This window comes from Sphingomonas sp. P2_B6 (assembly GCF_056404755.1).
Map to the genome: position 1 here is coordinate 319,904 of NZ_JBFUDK010000001.1, position 17,993 is coordinate 337,896.

15 protein-coding genes are annotated in these 17,993 nt (G+C 68.1%); 5 read left to right on the forward strand and 10 right to left on the reverse strand.

What is annotated here, in order from left to right:
- Positions 1–155: 155 nt before the first annotated feature.
- Genes AC1DX5_RS01445 through AC1DX5_RS01480 form a run of 8 tightly spaced genes read right to left on the reverse strand, consistent with a single transcriptional unit; the run spans position 156 to position 10,017 of the window.
- Complete coding sequence (locus tag AC1DX5_RS01445) at positions 156–2,564, reverse strand: 2-hydroxyacyl-CoA dehydratase (RefSeq protein WP_478013861.1); 2,409 nt, start codon at positions 2,562–2,564, stop codon at positions 156–158.
- The gene (locus tag AC1DX5_RS01450; protein WP_465171879.1) at positions 2,561–3,811 is read right to left on the reverse strand and encodes a CaiB/BaiF CoA transferase family protein; all 1,251 of its coding nucleotides are present in this window, start codon (positions 3,809–3,811) and stop codon (positions 2,561–2,563) included. Before AC1DX5_RS01450 ends, AC1DX5_RS01445 begins: the two co-directional genes overlap by 4 nt.
- Positions 3,808–4,959: a CaiB/BaiF CoA transferase family protein gene (locus AC1DX5_RS01455; RefSeq protein ID WP_478013862.1), complete on the reverse strand. Its 1,152-nt coding sequence runs from the start codon at positions 4,957–4,959 to the stop codon at positions 3,808–3,810. Before AC1DX5_RS01455 ends, AC1DX5_RS01450 begins: the two co-directional genes overlap by 4 nt.
- Positions 4,956–5,969 (reverse strand): CoA transferase, encoded by a 1,014-nt coding sequence (locus AC1DX5_RS01460; RefSeq protein WP_478014029.1) that lies wholly within the window; start codon positions 5,967–5,969, stop codon positions 4,956–4,958. The genes AC1DX5_RS01455 and AC1DX5_RS01460 overlap by 4 nt, the downstream gene beginning before the upstream one ends.
- Before the next feature lie 2 nt (positions 5,970–5,971).
- On the reverse strand, positions 5,972–7,186 hold the full coding sequence (locus AC1DX5_RS01465) for a CaiB/BaiF CoA transferase family protein (protein ID WP_478013863.1): 1,215 nt from the start codon (positions 7,184–7,186) through the stop codon (positions 5,972–5,974).
- On the reverse strand, positions 7,183–8,232 hold the full coding sequence (gene dctP / locus AC1DX5_RS01470; RefSeq protein ID WP_478013864.1) for a TRAP transporter substrate-binding protein DctP: 1,050 nt from the start codon (positions 8,230–8,232) through the stop codon (positions 7,183–7,185). Before dctP ends, AC1DX5_RS01465 begins: the two co-directional genes overlap by 4 nt.
- Before the next feature lies 1 nt (position 8,233).
- Positions 8,234–9,538 (reverse strand): TRAP transporter large permease, encoded by a 1,305-nt coding sequence (locus tag AC1DX5_RS01475; protein WP_478013865.1) that lies wholly within the window; start codon positions 9,536–9,538, stop codon positions 8,234–8,236.
- The gene (locus AC1DX5_RS01480) at positions 9,535–10,017 is read right to left on the reverse strand and encodes a TRAP transporter small permease subunit (RefSeq protein WP_478013866.1); all 483 of its coding nucleotides are present in this window, start codon (positions 10,015–10,017) and stop codon (positions 9,535–9,537) included. The genes AC1DX5_RS01475 and AC1DX5_RS01480 overlap by 4 nt, the downstream gene beginning before the upstream one ends.
- A 295-nt stretch (positions 10,018–10,312) precedes the next feature.
- On the opposite strand from AC1DX5_RS01480, the gene AC1DX5_RS01485 reads away from it, so the two are divergent.
- Complete coding sequence (locus AC1DX5_RS01485) at positions 10,313–10,660, forward strand: MarR family winged helix-turn-helix transcriptional regulator (RefSeq protein ID WP_465175711.1); 348 nt, start codon at positions 10,313–10,315, stop codon at positions 10,658–10,660.
- Between the two features lie 443 nt (positions 10,661–11,103).
- Here the strand turns inward: AC1DX5_RS01485 and AC1DX5_RS01490 are convergent, their stop codons facing one another.
- Positions 11,104–12,219 (reverse strand): 5-methyltetrahydropteroyltriglutamate--homocysteine S-methyltransferase, encoded by a 1,116-nt coding sequence (locus AC1DX5_RS01490; RefSeq protein WP_478013867.1) that lies wholly within the window; start codon positions 12,217–12,219, stop codon positions 11,104–11,106.
- Positions 12,220–12,315: 96 nt separating this feature from the next.
- Between AC1DX5_RS01490 and AC1DX5_RS01495 the strand changes: the two genes are divergently transcribed.
- The 4 genes from AC1DX5_RS01495 (at position 12,316) to AC1DX5_RS01510 (ending at position 15,822) form a co-directional block, all read left to right on the forward strand.
- A complete protein-coding gene (locus AC1DX5_RS01495) occupies positions 12,316–13,347 on the forward strand; it encodes a Rieske 2Fe-2S domain-containing protein (RefSeq protein WP_478013868.1) in 1,032 nt (343 codons plus the stop codon).
- A complete protein-coding gene (locus AC1DX5_RS01500; protein ID WP_478013869.1) occupies positions 13,337–13,762 on the forward strand; it encodes a MarR family winged helix-turn-helix transcriptional regulator in 426 nt (141 codons plus the stop codon). Before AC1DX5_RS01495 ends, AC1DX5_RS01500 begins: the two co-directional genes overlap by 11 nt.
- 236 nt (positions 13,763–13,998) lie before the next feature.
- A complete protein-coding gene (locus AC1DX5_RS01505) occupies positions 13,999–15,309 on the forward strand; it encodes an MFS transporter (protein ID WP_478013870.1) in 1,311 nt (436 codons plus the stop codon).
- 69 nt (positions 15,310–15,378) lie between these two features.
- Positions 15,379–15,822, forward strand: coding sequence for a MarR family winged helix-turn-helix transcriptional regulator (locus tag AC1DX5_RS01510; protein ID WP_465175707.1), 444 nt, complete (start codon positions 15,379–15,381; stop codon positions 15,820–15,822).
- Positions 15,823–15,859: 37 nt separating this feature from the next.
- On the opposite strand, the gene AC1DX5_RS01515 is transcribed toward AC1DX5_RS01510, so the two are convergent.
- Entirely contained in the window at positions 15,860–17,986 is a 2,127-nt protein-coding gene (locus tag AC1DX5_RS01515; protein ID WP_478013871.1) for an acetate--CoA ligase family protein, read from the reverse strand.
- Positions 17,987–17,993: the final 7 nt, after the last annotated feature.

Here is a 17,993-nt window from a genome sequence, read left to right on the forward strand (position 1 = left end):
CGAGTTCTAATGATCCCCCACCTCCGTTCGGCCCCGGACTTGATCCGGGGTTGTCGAAGCCCTGCCCTTCTCTTCCAAGGAAGAAAGAACAGCCCTTCGACAAGCTCAGGGCGAACGGGAGAGGTGATTCCAGCCAACTAAGTTTTGCTTGAGGCCTACCCCAATTTCGCCCGCCGCGCGTCACTCGCCGCACCCGCAGGCCCCTCCAGGAACGCCGCCACCCGCGCGTCGACATCCGCCTCGGCGGCCTCGTCGCGCGAGAAATTGTCCATGCCCAGCTCCAGCACCGCGATCCCCGCATCGCGCAGCGCGCGCAGCACCAGCGGATCGGCATCCGACAGCGCCACCGCGCCGTCGCACTGGTGCAGCCGCGCTTCCTTGGCGTGCCACGCCCCCGCCCAGGTCGGCATGCGCAGCTCGTCGCCCATCGTCACGAAACGCGCGGCCAGCGCCCGGAGCGGATCGCGCCCGCGATCGTGGCGGCGGATATAGCCGTCGGCCGCCAGGCTCAGATACATCGAACAGACGAACACCGCGCCATGGCTCTCTTCCCAGCGCTGGTAGAATTGCATGTCGCTCCACAGCCCGCGGCCGACGAACATCAGCCGGATGCGCTCGTTCGGGCACGCCGCCTCGCCCGCCCGCACCCGCTCGGCGACCTCGTCATGGAAATCGCGCGCCGCATCGCGCGCCCATTCGGTCCCGCGATGCCATTGCGGCACCATCGTCGCGGGCATGGTGTCGACGATGCCGACCGGCACCGGCACGGTCCGCGCGATCAGGTCGCGCGTTTCGCGATAATGGTCCTCCTGCTCGTTGACGAGCGTCATCACCTCTTCGAGCCGCGCGGGATCGAACCGCGCGCCCGACACGTCTTCCAGCTCGGCGATCGCCAGCTTCAGCTCCGCCTCGAACAGGTCGAGCCGCTCGGGCTCGATGAAATCGTCCCAGCGATCCGCCAGCCCGTCCCACCAGTCGATCAGGATATCCCAGCGACATTCGACGCTGCGCTGGAACCGCTGCAACCGCGCGCCCGTCGCCGCCTGCCACGCCTCGAACAGATGCATGGTCGCGTCAGTGCTCGCCACCATGCCCAGCACGTCCGGACGCGGTAGCCCGCCCCAGGGCGCCAGCGCCGGATCGTCGTCGAACGCCGCCGCCACCCCCTGCGCGCTATAGGCTTCCACCGCCGGCGGCAGGTCGTTGGCCGCGAGCAGCCCGGCGTACCGCGCCGATTGCTGCTTGGCCGCGACGATCGAGGCCCACCATTGATTGACCACGAAGGGAATGCCGATCGCGCGCAGCATCTCCTGCGGCGCATTGGCGTTGACCGCGGCGAAGGTCCTGCCCGACAGCGCCGCAGCGCGCACCTCGGCGAACCATTCGCGCTGATAGGCGCCGAACCGCGCCACCGCCGCCAGCGACTTGCGGCTGCGCGGCGCGCGCGGACGGGGCGCTGGAGCGGCCTCCTCTGGTTCCGGCACGACACTCGCCGCAGCCGCATGGCCATCGGCGATAAAGCCCGCGATCGAGTCGCTGTCCGGTGCCGCGTCGAGCATCGGCACGCCGCTCGCCTCGATCGCGCGGCGCAGGGCAGCGACCTCCCAGGGTGCGCTGTCGTCGCGGCTGAGATGCAACACCCGCTCGGGCCGAAGCCGCGCGACCGCAGCGCCAAGACCCGCAGCCCGGTCCGTCGTGCCGGAAAACACGCCCCATAATGGCGTCAGCGAGGACCGTGCCAGCGCCGCGATCGGATCGCCATCGCGCGCCATCCCCCGATGCACCCGCGCCGCGCCCCAGCAATGATCCTCGCCGACCACCAGCGCCCCCAGCGCCTCGATCCGCGCGATCGTGGCGATGTCCTCGATATCGCTCCCACTCAGCAGCGTGCGAGTCCCCGAACGCACCGGCAGTTCAGCCTTCCCGGCCTCGATCGCCGCCAGCAGATCGGCAAATTCATCCACTGGCAGGATCGACGCCGCCGCGACAAGGGTGTGCGCCTCGACCCCGCTCAGCCGGCCCTCGGCCCGCAGCCCGAGCACCGATACCACCGCCTCCCGCTGCGCCTCGCGCCGACCGATCGCTCCGCCCAGGTCGCCCGTTCCGCCCAGCCAGGCCACCGCCTGCTCGACCCGGATGCGGTTATAGCGCTCGGTCGCAGGCCGATCGATCGTCAGCAGGTCGAGGAAATGCACCTCGGGCCTGGCAATTGCCCCGGTCCGCGCCAGCTCGCGCAACGTCGCGAAGATCTGCGGCTGCTCGGTATCCGCATGCGAGATCAGCAGCGCATCCCCGGCCGGCAGCGCGATGATCTCCGCCAGCAGCGATCGCCCGCGCTCGCCCAGGGTCTCGGCGCTGACCATCGCATCGATCGCGCTGCGGTCGACCCGCGCATCGGGCACCAGCCGGATCGGATGGAACCCCGCTGCATCGACCAGCGCATAGGGCAGATCGCTGCCCAGCATCCACACCACCCGCCGCCCCGCCGCGCGCACCTCCGCCGCCACCGCACGCGGATCGGCGCACGCCCCGGCCAGCCGGGCAAGCGCCGCGGCCGCGGTCATGCGACCACACCGTCCCGGGTCAGCTCGGCGATGGTCGCCGCGTCATACCCCAGCAACTCGCCATAGACGCTGTCATTATGCTCGCCGATCATGACCGGCAGGACCGGGTCGAAGCCCGATCGCGACGCGGAGAACTGGATCGGAATGCCCGCAGTGCGCAGCTCGACGACCGAGGCGTAGTCGGGATGCGACACCGCATTGGTCTCCTCGCGCGCCACCACGCGCGGATCGGTCAGCGCCTCTTCCGGGTGACGCACCGGCGCGACCGGCACGCCCTCCGCCTCCAGCGCGGCGACGGCCTGCGCCACCGTCAGCGCCTTCGACCATGCGGTGATCGTCGCCTCGAGCACGGGCGCGTTGGCGACCCGGTTGTCGCGCGTCGCGAAACGCGGATCCTCCAGCAGTTCGGGCTGCCCCATCGCCGCGAACAGCCCGGCCGCAAGCTTGTGGTGCACCGCGACCAGCGCGATATAGCCGTCGGCGCATTCGAACACGCCGAACGGCGACAGCCGCTGCACCGTCAGCCCGGTCCGCGCCGGCATGTCGACCGCGCGCATCGCCGCCCAATTCTCGATCGCGACGAACGAGGTGAGCGCGCCGAGCATCGAGATGTCGACATGCTGCCCCTCCCCGGTCCGCTCGCGCTGATGAATCGCGGACAGAATGCCGATCACCGCGAACACCGGCGCAAGCATGTCGGCGATCGGCACGCCCATGCGCACCGGCGGATGATCGGTATCGCCGCTGGTGTACATCGCGCCGGACAAGGCCTGGATGATCACGTCCATTGCCTTGCCGCCCTCGGGCGCGTCGGCACCGAAGCCGCTGAGCGAGCAATAGACGATGCGCGGATTGGCCTCGCGCGCCGCCCCGTACCCCACGCCGAGCCGGTCGGCGGTGCCCGCGGTGAAATTCTCGACCACGATGTCGGCAGTCTTCACCAGATCACGGAACACGTCGCGCGCGCGCGGATGTTTGAGGTTCAGCGCCACGCCGCGCTTGCCCCGGGCGCGCGTCAGATGGGAGATCGAGATGTCGTCCTCATGCCGCCGCTCGATGACGACGCCGTCGCGCCCCACATAGGGGCTGTTCTCGCGCGCCAGGTCGCCACCCTTGGGATCCTCCACCTTGATCACTTCGGCGCCGAGCCCGGCCAGCAACAAGGTGGCGTAAGGCCCGGCCAAAGCGCGGGTCAGGTCGATCACGCGCAGCCCTTCCAGCGGGCGCGGCAGATCAGCATCGGTCATGTCGAAAACCCCAATTCGGTCAATATGGTCTCGGTATCGGCGCCCGCGAGCCGCGCCGGGCGCGGCGGGACGGCGGGCGTGTCGGACAGGTTGATCGGCGATCCGATATGGCGGATCGTGCCGCTCTCGCTCTCCACCGCGATCGACATGCCGCGCGCGATATTGTGCGGATCGGCTAACGCTTCCTCGACGGAATTCACCGCCGCGAACTGCGTGTCAGCCGCGGCCAGCAGCGCCAGCCAATGATCGAGCGGCCGGGCCAGGAACGCGGCATTCAGCCAGGCGATGATCTCCGCCCGGCGCGTTTTGTCATTCTGTGCCGCGATGAAGTCCGGACAGCCCATCGCCGTGCAGAACCGCTCCCAGTATCGCGGCTCCATGTCGGTCACGACGATGAAGCGCCCGTCGCTCGTCTCGTAGATGCCGCTATCGGCACGGTGGCGCCCGCGTCCCGGCGCGCGCGACAGATCGGGATTGCGCGAGATCACCGGCGCGATCAGGGCCATCGCGCTGTCCGACATGGCGATGTCGACGCGCTGCCCGCGCCCGGTCGTATGGCGCGCCTGAAGGGCGGCGAGAATGCCGATCACCGCATTCGATCCGCTCAGCAGATCGGCGACCGGCACGCCCGCCGATCCCGGCTTGCCCGGATCCTCGCCGATCCGCGACAGCGCGCCCGACACGGCGAGCGCGACCGGATCATGCCCGGGCTTGTCGCGATACGGCCCGGTCTGGCCGCACAAGGTGACCGAGCAATAGATCAGCCTCGGGTTGATCGCCGCGACCGCCTCGTAGCTGAAGCCCATCGAATCGAGCACGCCCGGCCGGTAATCCTCGACCAGCACATCGGCGCTGCGCAGCAACGCCTCGATCGGCGCGCGCGATTCCGCCGCGCCCGGATCGATCAACAGGCTGCGCTTGTTGCGCGCGAAGATGTCCTGCCCGCGAATGCGCGCGCGCTCGGCCTCGGGCAGCTTGTCCCAGCCGAACACTTTCGCCTGTTTCGCCAGCTCGCGCGGATGCTCGATCCGCACCACGTCCGCGCCCAGATCGGCCAGCATCCAGGTGCAATAGGGGCCCGGCAGGAACTTCGAGAAATCGACGACCCGGATGCCCTGCAACGGGCCGGCCATGGCGCTGTCCGTCATGCCGCGCTCCATTGGTAAAGCGGCCCGGGCACACGCACCGCATGCCCGTCGACCTTGTCGTCACGCCACAGGCCACGCGCGGCGAGATGCGGACTCGCGATCACATCGGCCGCCTCGTCGATCGCCGACAGCCCCATGCCATGCTTGTTGGACATCGCGCTCAGCTCGGCCCTTGTGTGAGTCATCAGCCATGCGCCGATCTCGCTTTCCCATGCCTGCAGCGTTTCCTGCGGCATGTCCGCGACCAGGATCGCCTCCCAGTCGATCGCTGCCAGCGCGCCCGCCATGCCGTCCTCGGCCATGCGCGCGACGGTCGCGCGCATCATCGGCGGATTGTCGACCAGTGCCCAGGTGATGAACCCGTCGGCGCAGGACCAGATCTGCTTCACGCCCGATTTGCCGCGCACGAGCAGATTGCCCGTGCGCTGCCCGACCTTGCCCGCCCATTGCCAGCTCACCGGCTCGCGATAATTGGCGAGCACGGCGGATCGATAGGCCGAGACGATCACCCGCTCGCCCAGCCCGCTCGCCGCGCGCGCATTGAGCGCGGTCAGCGCCGCGATCGCACCATGAATACCGGCCAGCGCCCAGGCCTGCCGCCCGGGCAAGGCCATGGGCGGCCGGTCCGGATCGCCGACGATGGCCAGCAGGCCGGAGCGCGCCATGATCGTCAGGTCGGTCGCCGGGCGGCCTGCATTCCGCCCCTCGGGGTCGAAGGCGAGGATCGCCACATCGATCAGCCGCGTGTTGGCCGCGCCCAACCCGTCCGGCATCGCCTCCGGCCCACGCAGCAGCACGTCCGCTTCGTCGACCAGAGCGCGCAGCGCCGGATCGTCCAGCGCCATGCGCTCGATCCTTTTGCCCCGCCGCGCCATCGCGATCTCGGCTGCATCGCCGATGGGATCGGCCCATTCGACCTGCACCACATCCGCGCCCAGTTCCGCCAGCATCACGCCGGCATAACCACCCAGATCGCGGGTCAGATCGACCACTTTCAGATGACCGAGCATCGTCACGCCAGCACCCCTTCATCGGCCAGCGCCGCGATCTCGTCCGCATCCATGCCGAGCATCTCGACGAACACCCGGACATTGTCCCCACCCAGCATCGGCGGCGGCCCGATTATCACTTCGGACCGGGAGAAATCCGCCGGCGGCCCCGGCATGTCGCAGTGGCCGAGCACGGGGTGATCGATCGCGACATAATGGCTGCTCTCGATCAGTTCGGGGTCAGTGAACACTTCACGCCCGTCCTGCACTGCCTCGGCCGGGATGCCTGCTGCGGCCAGCTGCTCGGCGATCAGATGCTTGTCCCGCCCGCGCGTCCAGTCGGCGAGTGCGGCACTTACCTCCGGCGCGCCGCGCGCCGCCAGGTCGAGCGCCGGGTCGGCCCCGATGATCCCCGCCAGCGCCCGCCAGTCGGCATCGTCGCGGACCGCGATCGCGCAATATTGGTCGAACCCGCGCGCCGGGAAGATGCCGTGCGGCGCCATGCCCGGCGCGGCATTGACCGGCTTCTCGAACGCCTCGCCCTCGATCTGCCGGCGGATCAGCACGTCGCTCAGCACATGCACCAGCGGCTCGACCTGCGAGACGTCGATATGCTGCCCTTCGCCCGTCTGCCTCTTGTGCTCGAGCGCCGCGAGCACCGCCATCGTGCCGAACATCGGCGCGACGACGTCGCCATAGGCGAAGGGCGGCATATGCGGCCCGCGATCGGGCCAGCCCGACAGCGCCGCCAGTCCGGACAAGGCGGCAGCCGAATTGCCATAGCCGCGCAGGTCCGACATCGGCCCCACCCGTCCCGCGACACTCACCGACAGGATGATCAGGTCCGGCTTGATCGCCCGCAGCACGTCCGCGCCCAGCCCGATCCGCTCCATGAAACCCTTGCCGAAATTCTCCACCACCACGTCCGCCCAGGCGACCAGTCGCTTCGCCACCTCGATCCCGCGCGGATCGCCCAGGTTGATCGTCACGCCGAGCTTGCTGGTATTGGTGATCGCGAAGAAGGACGATCCGTCCGGGTTGCGCTTGCCGTCCTTGAACGGCGGGCTCATTCGCCCGAGATCGAGCCGCTTGCGGCTTTCGATCTTCACCACGGTCGCGCCGTGATCGGCCAGGTCCTTGGTCGCGCGCGGCCCCGCCCCGACCCAGCTGAAATCGGCGATCTTCACGCCGGTCAGTGCCTGAGTGTTTTGGGCCTGAGTGTTTTGGGCTTGCGTCATTTCACCGTCCCACAATCGAGCGGCCGGCCCGCGGTGCGCTGGGCGACCAGCGCCGTCGCATGCTCCGCGATCTCCCGCCCCGGAATGCCCATCCGGCCGAGCGACGCGCCGAGCTTCGTCGCATTGGCGCGGTACAGCGTGTCGAACTCGGCCTGCGCGCCCGGCGCCGGATCGACGAAGGTCAACCCGGCCTCCTTCGCATAATCGGTCGAGACGGCGACGGACTTGTCGAGCTCGGCGATCATCGCCGCTTCCCACACGGTTTCCGCCCGAGTGAACAGCGCCTGGTCGGCCGGGCTCAGCCGCTGCCAGACCTTGTCGCCCATCGCCCGCGCGGGATAGGCGCCCCGCGGCACGCGCAGCGTCGTGTAATAGCGCGCGACATCGGCGAGATGCATCGCCCGGAGCGCATCGATCGGGGTCACCACGCCGTCGATCACGCCCTTGGCCATCGACGGATAGACTTCCGCCATCGACATGTTGACCGGGTCGGCGCCCAACGCGCGCAGCACGTTCGCGGTGTCCTCCTGCGCCCGTAGCCTCAGGCCCTTCAGGTCAGCGAGCGTCCGCACCGGCCGGTTGCGCGTCAGGATGCCGGGGAAGTTGCCGCCCTGCACCGCCAGCACATGCAGCCCGCGCACCTCGGCATTGAACGCCGGATAGGTCTGGGCGAGGCAACGATAGACCGCGACCTGGTCGGCCATGGTGCCGACCCCGCTATAGAAGCTCGGCTGGATGCGCTGGAGATGCGCGCTGCGCGCATACATCGGCGTGATCATCCCGATATCGGCGACGCCGTGGCGGATCTCGAGCATATTCTCGTTCGAGGAGAGCAGCGCCCCGCCCCAATAGGGCTTGATCCGGATCCGGCCCTTCGATTGCTGCGCGATATAATCCATCCAGGCCTGGTCAGCCCGGCTGAACGTGTGCGTTGCCGGATAGGGGCTGGCATAGGTCAGCACGATCGTGCCGTCGGGCGCCGGCGCGCGGCCGCACCCGCTCAGCAGGCCGAACAACAGGGCGAAGAGAAGCGTCAGCCGGGCCATCTCAATGCGCCAATATCGTCGGCAACCACATCACGGTCGCGGGGATGAAGATCAGCATCGCGAGATGGACGAAGTCGCTCGCCAGGAACGGGATGATGCCGCGGAAGATCGTGCCGAGCGAGATGTCGCGCGCCAGCGAATGGATGACATAGACGTTGAACCCCAGCGGCGGATGGACGAAGCCGATCTCCATCGTGCGCACCAGGAAGATGCCGAACCAGATCGGGCTCAGCCCCAGGCTCTCAATCACCGGCAGGAACAGGGGCGCGGTCAGCAGCATCAGCGCCAGCCCGTCGAGGAACGAGCCGAGCACCAGCAGCACCACCGCCATCGCGATCACCGCGAGTATCGGGCTTGCGCCGAGACCCTGCACCAGGCTCGTCATATGCTCGGGGATGCCGGTCACGCTGACGAAGGTGGAAAAGATGATCGCGCCGATGATGATGGTGTAGATCATGCCGGTGGTGCGCAGGGTCGAGCCGAGCGCCTCGGACACCGCCGCCCGGGTCAGCTTGCCACGCAACGCACAGACGCCCAGAGCGCCGACACAGCCGATCGATGCCGCCTCGGTCGGCGTGAACCAGCCGATGATCAGGCCGCCGACCACGAACAGCACCAAAGCCGCAATGTCGATCACCCGCACCAGCGACGCGCGGCGCTCCGCCCAGGAGGCGCGCGGACCGGCCGGGCCGAGCGTCGGGTTGAACCGGCACAGCAGCACGATCACCGCGACATAGAACAGCGCCTGAGTCGCCACCGGCACGATCGCCGCGGCGAACAGCTTGCCGATCGATTGCTCGGCGATGATGCCATAGACGATCAGCGCCCCGCTCGGCGGCGTCAGCGATCCGAGCGTCCCGCCCGCCGCCAGCGCCCCGGTCGCGAAGCCCGGCTTGTAGCCCTGCGCGCGCATCTCGGGCAGCGCGACCGCGCTGATCGTCGCGACCGTCGCCAGGCTCGATCCGCTGATCGCCCCGAAGCCCGCGCACCCGCCGATCGACGCGATCGCCAGCCCACCACGGCGATGCCCGAAAAAGCTCGACGCCATGCCGAAGAAATCCCGGCTCGCCCCCGCCGCGAAGCACAGCTGCGCCATCAGCATGAACAGCGGCAGCACGCCCAGCTCGTAGCGCGACAGCGTGTCGAACGAGGCGACGCCCGCCTTGATCAGCCCGGCCTCGGGCGAGATGATCACCGCCAGCCCGACCATGCCGACCAGCGCCAGCGCCGCGCCGATCGGAATGCCGACCAGCAGGATCGCGAGCAGCGCGACGAACCCGATCAGGCCGACCCATTCCGGCGTCATCGGCGGAAGCTCCGCACCAGGCTGCGCAGGAACAGCAACGTCACCGCACCGGCCGCAAGGATCCACACCAGCCGGAACCAGCGCAACGGAATGCCGAGCAGCTCGGTCATTTCATGCGTGTCCCACAGGTCCGCCGCGACCCACACCGACCCGGCACAGAGCAGGGCGAAGGACAGAGCCCCCGCCGCCAGCCCCGCCCGGTCGAGCCACAGCTTGGTCGGCGGCGAAACATATTCGGTCAGGATATGCACGGCGGCATGGCGCTGCGACAGCGTCGCCAGCACGATCGCGACACTGGTCGCGACGACGGCGAAGATCTGGAACAGCTCGATCGCGCCGAGAAAGGAGAAACCGGCATGGCGCCCGATCACCGCGATCGCGTCGGTCGCCATGGCCATCAGCAACGCCCCGGCACCGACCGCCTGGAGCAAACGATGCCCGCGCCCTGTCGAAGCATTCTCTTCCGGCGAAGCGTCCACGCATCCTCCCTCGGCCGGGTTATGATTCCCGCCTCAAAACAAGTTTGCAGATATAACCGTAGATGTCATCAACTATTTTGCTTTTGTGCGGTTTTGCTTTTATCGCCTCTTGCGATCTGTATAGCCTGCCCATGGACGGCAGGGAGTTTGAGCCATCGGCGAACGCAGGAAATCCGGTGACGACGTATCGCTCGGGCGGCTGAGCAGCTTTCTCGGCTTTCGCCTGCGCCGCGTCCAGAACCAGCTGTCACGCGATTTCTCCGCCCGGACGCGCGAATGGGGCCTGCGCCAGGGCATGTTCAGCGCGCTCGAGGTCATCGCCGCCAATCCCGACATCTCCCAGACCAATCTCAGCCGCGAGGTCGGGCTCGACAAGTCGGTGATGGTCGCGATGGTCGACGATCTGGAGGCACGCGGCTGGGTCAAGCGCACCCGCTCCACCAATGACCGCCGGCGCTACAAGCTGGCCATCACCCCCGAGGGCCGCGACACGCTCGACGCGCTCTTCGCCGAGCTGGAAACGACCGAGGAACTCGGCCTCGCCGCCCTGACCGAGGAGGAGCGGACCGTCGTCAACGACGCGCTCGACAAGGTCTACCGGGCCTATGTCCGGCCGCAGAAAGCAGCGCGGGCCAAGGAATAGCTCGAAACTTAGTTAGCTGCACTCACCTCTCCCCGTTCGCCCTGAGCTTGTCGAAGGGCTGTTCTTTCTTCCTGGGAAGAGAAGAGCAGGGCTTCGACAAGCTCAGCCCGAACGGAGGTGGTGGAATCCAGCTCGAACGCTCGGCCGCCCGGCAGATCGATTCAAATCGGCAGGGAAATGGTGCAACACCCCCGAGCCGAGGCCCCGGGCCCCGCCCGCTGTTTCTCATGTGAAGATCATAATCCCGGGGCGCGAGATCCTTTCCCTGTTCCGCGCGATGCGTTCGCTGTTTTCGCGCGCCCGTTCGCTGTTATCGGATAACAGGGAACGCCGAGGTAAACGATTGAGATAGCGATCGAAAGTGGCGCCAGAAGGCACGCGCGGGAGGCAAGATAAATATCTTCCCTGTTATTTCGCTGTTCCGGGCGGATAACAGCGAACGCCTACACCGTCCCCCACACATCCCGCGCGACATCGATCACCAGCTTCAGCTTGTCGCGCTGCTGCCCGACTTCGATGTCGTTGCCATGCACGGTGGACGAGAAGCCGCATTGCGGGCTCAGCGCCATCTGGTCGATCGGCATGAACGCCGCCGCCTCGTCGATCCGCCGCTTGACGTCGTCGGGCTTTTCCAGCTCGCCCAGCTTGGTCGTCACCAGCCCCAGCACCACCGTCTTGCCCTTGGGCACATGGCGCAGCGGCGCGAAATCGCCCGAGCGCGGGTCGTCATATTCCAGGAAATAGCCGTCGACCGCGAGCTCGTTGAACAACACTTCGGCGACGGGTTCGTATCCGCCCTCCGCCGCCCAGCTCGACCGGTAATTGCCGCGGCACAGATGCACGCACGCCGCCATGTCCGCCGGCCGGTCGCGGATCGCGGCGTTGATCAGCCGGGCATAGGCGCGCGGCAGTTCGTCGGGGTCCATGCCGCGCCGCCGCGCATTCTCGCGCTGAGTCTCGTCGCACAGATAAGCGAGATTCGTGTCGTCGAGCTGGATATAGCGGCACCCGGCCTCGGCCAGGCTGGCGATCTCGGCGCGATAGGCCGCGGCCACATCCTCGTAGAATTCTTCCAGGTCGGGATAGGCCTCGGCATCGATCGCTTCGCGCCCGCCGCGGAAATGCAGCATCGTCGGCGACGGGATCGTCACCTTGGGCGTCGCCGAGGTGACCGAGGCGAGGAATTCGAAATCGCGCCGCTGGATGTCGTGCGCATGGGCGATCCTGCCCGCCACCTTCATCACCGGCGGGGCATATTCCAGCTCCTTGCCGCCATGCTGGTGGAACTTCACCTGAGTGCCGCCCGCCTCCTCGACCCCGTCGAGCTGCAACAGGAAATCGGTGTGGAAATAGGTCCGCCGGAACTCGCCGTCGGTGATGCCCTTGAGCCCCAGATCCTCCTGGAAGCGCACCACGTCGCGGATCGCGTCATCCTCGACCGCGCGCAATTCGGCCGGCCCGATTTCGCCCGCACGATGCGCGGCGCGCGCCTCGATCAGCGCCCTGGGGCGAAGGAAACTGCCGACATGGTCGGCGCGGAAGGGGGGCTTGCCCGGCATCGAATCACTCTCCTTGCAACATCCGTTCGAGTCGGATTATCTGTACGTGTTACGTACAATATCATGATGCGGTCAAGCGCGTCGTCAGGAGAGCCCATGACCTTCATCCGCAATCGCTGGTACGTCGCGGCCTGGGACAGCGAGGTCGACCGCACGCCCATCGCCCGCACGATCTGCGGCGAGGCGGTGATGCTCTACCGCAAGCTCGATCGCGGGATCGTGGCGATGCGCGACGCCTGCCCGCACCGCCTGTTGCCACTGTCGATGGGCATCAAGGAGGGCGACTCGATCCGCTGCCGCTATCACGGCCTGAAGATCGGCCCGGACGGCTGCGCTGAGGAAATGCCGGTCAAGGCCGAGCGGGTGAACAGATCGGTCTGCGCGACGCTCTATCCCGTCGCCGAACGCCACCGCTATGTCTGGATCTGGATCGGCGAAGCGGCGCTGGCCGACCCGGCGCTGATCCCCGATTACTGGCCGTGCAGCGCCCCGGGCTGGACCTTCGACGGCGGCTATTACCGCATCGCCTGCGATTATCGCCTCGTGATCGACAATCTCATGGACCTGAGCCACGAGACCTATGTCCATGCGGGATCGATCGGCCAGCTCGAGATCAACGAAACCCCGATCGAGACCGAAACGCGCGGCGACGAGGTGATCGTCCGGCGCTGGATGCCGGGCATCGAGCCCCCGCCCTTCTGGCGTGACGCACTGAAGCAGGACGGTCTGGTCGATCGCTGGCAGATTTGCCACTTCCTCCCGCCGTCCTCGGTGCTGATCGATGTCGGTGTGGCCCCGGTCGAAGCGGGCGCGACGCCCGAGCAGCATGATCAGGGCGTGCGCGGCATGGTGGTCGATGCGATCACCCCGGAGACCGAGACGAGCTGCCATTATTTCTGGGGCATGGCGCGCAATTTCGATATCGCCGATACGGGCTTCACCGCCCGCTTCAAGGCGCAGCAGGGCGCCGTGTTCCTGGAGGATGTCGAGATACTGGAAGCGCAGCAACGGTCGATCGCGGCCAACCCCGACATGAAGCTCAGGGCCTATGCCATCGATCAGGGCGGCGTCCGTGCGCGCCGGATCATCGACCGGTTGGCCCGCGCGGAGGCCGGCCTTGGCGGATGACATCGGCGCGCTCGACGCGATCCTCGGCTTCCACATCCGCCTCGCCCACGGCGCGGTGCAGCGCCATTTCGCGGATCATTTCGCCGATCTCGACCTGACCCAGAAACAGGTCTCGGTCCTGTGGCTCGCCCACGACCAGCCCGGCATCGCCCAGACCGATCTGTCGCGCCGCCTCCAGATGGACCGCGCGACCACCATGGCGATCGTCCACGCGCTCGAACGCCGCGGCCTGCTCGCCCGAGGCCCGGCCGAAACCGACCGCCGCCGCATCGCGCTGTCGCTGACGCCGGAAGGACAGACCATGCTCGCCGAGGCGCGCAAGGCGATCGAGACGCATGAGGCCTGGCTGAAAGGACGGTTTACCCGGGCGGAGACCGCACAGCTCATCGCTTTGCTGCGCCGGATCCATGACTAATGGGGGCAGCGACATGCTCCGCCCCCTCCGTCATGCCGGACTTGTTCCGGCATCCATGTTTCCGCAAATTATGCAGGCGTTGCTTCTGCGGCACGATGGACCCCGGAACAAGTCCGGGGTGACGTCGGATTTCGGTGCATATTTGCCGTTGCAGCCAAATAGGTACGTCTCAAGAATTGTTGCATAACATAGCAAAATCCGGCAACCTTCCGCACATAACGACAAGAGGGGATGAGATGGCCACCGATCCGCGCACGATCCTCGACCGCGAGCCGATGTCGCCGTTCCAATGGGGCGTCGTGGCGGTCATGGTCGGGCTCAACGCGCTCGACGGGTTCGACGTGCTCTCGATCAGCTTCGCCTCGCCCGGCATCGCCAGGGCCTGGGGCGTGGATCGCGCCGCGCTCGGCCTCGTCCTGTCGATGGAGCTGATCGGCATGGCCGCCGGCTCGCTGGTGCTCGGCCGCGTCGCCGACCGGATCGGCCGCCGCGCGATGATCCTCGCCTGCCTCGTCGTGATGGCCGCCGGCATGTTCGGTGCCTCCACCGCGCACGACATCGTCACCCTGTCCGGCTGGCGACTGTTCACCGGGCTCGGTATCGGCGGCATGCTGGCGGCGACTAACGCCGCCGTCGCCGAGGCCTCCAACGCTGCCCGCCGCCCGCTCGCCGTCGTGCTGATGGCCGGCGGCTATCCCATCGGCACTGTCGTCGGCGGATCGGTCTCCGCGGTGCTGCTGCGTAGCCATGACTGGCAGACAGTGTTCGTGTTCGGCGGGATCGTCACGCTGTGCTTCATTCCCATCGTGCTGTGGCGCGCGCCGGAGTCGATCGCCTTCCTGATGCAGAAGCGCCCTGCGAACGCGCTGGAGCGGATCAACCGCACGCTTGCACGCATGGGCCATGGGCCGATCGACGCGCTGCCGCCGGTCGCGGACGAGCCGCCCGCCTTGCCGGTATCGGCGCTGTTCTCACCCGTGCTCGCCCGGGTCACCGTCCTGCTGACGCTTGCCTATCTCGCGCACATCATGACCTTCTATTTCATCCTGAAATGGATCCCCAAGATCGTCGTGGACATGGGCTTCGCACCCTCGTCTGCTGCGGGCGTGCTGGTCTGGGCCAGCCTGGGCGGCGCCGCCGGCTCGCTGATCCTCGGCCTGCTTACCGCCCGCGTCAGATTGCTCACGCTCACCATCGTCGCGATGCTGCTCTCGTCGGGCTTCGTCATTGCCTTCGGCCAGCCTCAGTCCGGCCTGCACGGCCTGTCGGTCGTCGCCGCGCTGGCGGGTTTCGTCACCAATGCCGGCGTGGTCGGCCTCTATGCGCTGCTCGCCCAGTCCTTCCCGACCTCGCTGCGCGCCACCGCGACCGGCTTCGTCATCGGCATCGGGCGGGGCGGCTCGGCGCTCGCCCCGGCACTCGCCGGGTTCCTGTTCGCCGCCGGCTTCGGCCTCGCGACCGTCGCGGTGCTGATGGCGATGGGGTCGCTGGTCGCAGCGCTCGCGCTGTTCGGGCTGCGCCGGAACGCCGCGGCGACGGCGGCTTGAGGCGGCGCGTGACTCGACCTATGCCAGGTGCCGACCAGGAGAAGCTGTTTGCCGATTGCGTCCGTGCCCATGGAAGATGACGACGCCGCGCTCGGCGCGCTGGAAAGCCTTGCCGGCTATCATCTCCGCCGCGCCTCCAGTGCCTTTTCCAACGATTTCGCCCGCGCGATCGAGGGCACCGGCATGCGCCAGGTGCTGTTCGGCATCCTTTCCGTGGTCGGCGCCAATCAGGACATCAACCAGGGCGAGGTCGGCCGCCTGCTCGGCATCCAGCGCGCCAATATGGTGGCGCTGATCAACCAGCTGGTCGATGCCGGCCTGGTCGACCGCCAGACCGCTAGCTACGATCGCCGCGCCTTCGCGCTCAACCTGACGCCGGCCGGCGACGCGATGCTCAAGGATTGCCTCGCCCGGATCGAGCAGCATGAGCAGCGCATGCTCGCCGGCTTCACCGCGGCGGAACGCCGCACCCTGATCGCCCTGCTCACCCGGATCGAAGCGCAGGAGCGCTGACCCCCCACTCCAGGAGACGAGCCTCAAGCCCGGCCGATCACCCCGCCGGATCAGTCAGGATCAGCGCGTCGAGCGCCACCGCGCCCTGTCCGTCGGGATAGACCACCACCGGGTTGAGATCGATCTCGCGGATCGCCGGCGTGCCCGCCAGCAGCCGGCCCAACCCCAGGATGACGTCCGCCACCGCGCCCACGTCGAGCGCGGGCGATCCGCGATAGCCGTCGAGCAGCGCTCCGCTCTTCAGCCGGCGCAGCTCGGCGATGATCGCGTCGCGCGTCAGGTCGGGCGGCAGCAGGCGGAAATCGTGCAGCAACTCGGCCTGTACGCCACCGAAGCCGACCAGGATCGTCGCGCCCCATTCGGGGTCGCCCCGCGCGCCCACGATCAGCTCGGTGCCGCGCGCGCCCATCGCCTCGACCAGCGCCCCGTCGAGCGCCACGCCCGGCGCATGCGCCGCGACATTGGCATAGAGCTGAGACCAGGCCGCGTCGAGCGCCGCATCATCGGCGATGTTGAGAATCACCCCACCCGCATCGCTCTTGTGCGATAGCGCGGCGGCCTGCGCCTTCAGCACCACCGGATAACCGATCTCCGCCGCGACCGCCTTCGCTTCCGCCGCATTGCGCGCGAACCCGCCCTTGGGAAAGGGCACGCCGAGCGGCGCGAGTAGCTGCTTGGCAAGATATTCGGGGATCACCCCGCCACCGACCGGCAGCTCGGCCGACACCGGCGGCGCATCCGCGCGGGTGAAGTCGCGGGCAGCCAGTCGGGCGAGCTGCGCCACGGCGCGGAAGGCGCGATCGGGCGAGGGGAAATAGGACACGCCCAGCGCGCGCAGATCGCGAACATAGTCCGCCGGCACATTCGCGCCGTCGTCCAGCCCGGCAAAGATCACCGGCTTGCCCGGCTTCAGGCTGCGGATCGCATCGATGATCGGCAGGAACTTCATCCGCGACGTCGCTTCGTCGGTCTGGATGATGCCCATGATCACGCTGCCATAGGTCGGATCGTCGAGCAGCGGCTCCAGGGTGCGGCGATACAGATCCGGATCGACCAGTGCCTGCGCGGTCAGGTCCATCGGGTTGCTCACCGGGATGAAGTCGGGGATCGCCGCGCGCATCCGCGCCGCAGTCGCTGCCTCCATCGCCGGCAGATCGAGCGCCAGCGCTTCGCACAGGTCGAGCGCCAGCGCCTTGAACGCACCCGATTCAGTCAGCACCGCGGTACCGCCCGCCGGGATATGCCCGCTGCGCAGCGCAAGGTCGAGCACGTCGCCCAGCTCTTCCAGGCTGTCGACCAGCACCACGCCGGCGCGCTCCACCTTGGCCCGCATCACCGCATAGTCGCCGGCCATCGCGCCGGTATGCGTCGCCGCGGATTCGCGCGCGGCGCTGCTCTTGCCCGGATGGAGCAGCACGATCGGCTTGCCCGCCGTGCGTGCCTTCGCCGCCAGCGCCAGGAAGCGCGCGGGTTTGCGGAACTGCTCGACGATCATGCCGATCACCTGGGTGTTCGGGTCGTCGAGCAGATAGTCGACATAATCCTCGACCCCGCTCGCCGCTTCGTTGCCGGTCGAGACCGAAATCGAAATGCCGAGCTCCTTCGACATCAGCGTGGTGCCCAGCACTACCGCCATCGCGCCCGACTGCGAGACGATGCCGATGCCCGGCTTCCCGTCGAGGCGCTGCGCCGGGGTCTCGACGAAGGTCAGTGGAATGCCGTCGACATAATTGACCATGCCCAGGCAGTTCGGCCCTTCGATCACCATGCCGTGCTCGGCCGCGATCCGCGCGACCTCGCGCTGCGCCTCGAGCCCTTCCTCGCCCCCTTCGGCAAACCCCGCCGAGAAGATCACCGCCGCGCCCACGCCGCGCGCGGCCAGCGCCCGCACCGTATCGAGCACTGCCGCGCCGGGAATCGCCAGCACCGCCGCGTCGACGCCCATCGGCAGCGCGTCGACGGATTTAAGGCAGGGTCGGCCCGCGATCTCGTCGCGCTTCGGGTTGATCAGGTGGATCTCGCCCGCAAAGCCGTGCCGCTGCAGGTTGAGCAGCACCGAATTGCCCAGCGCGCCACGCGTCGGCGAAGCGCCCACGATCGCCACCGACCGCGCCTTGAGCAGCCGGTCGAGCGAAGGGGTGGCGAGCTTGGTGTCGGTGGTCACTTCAGTC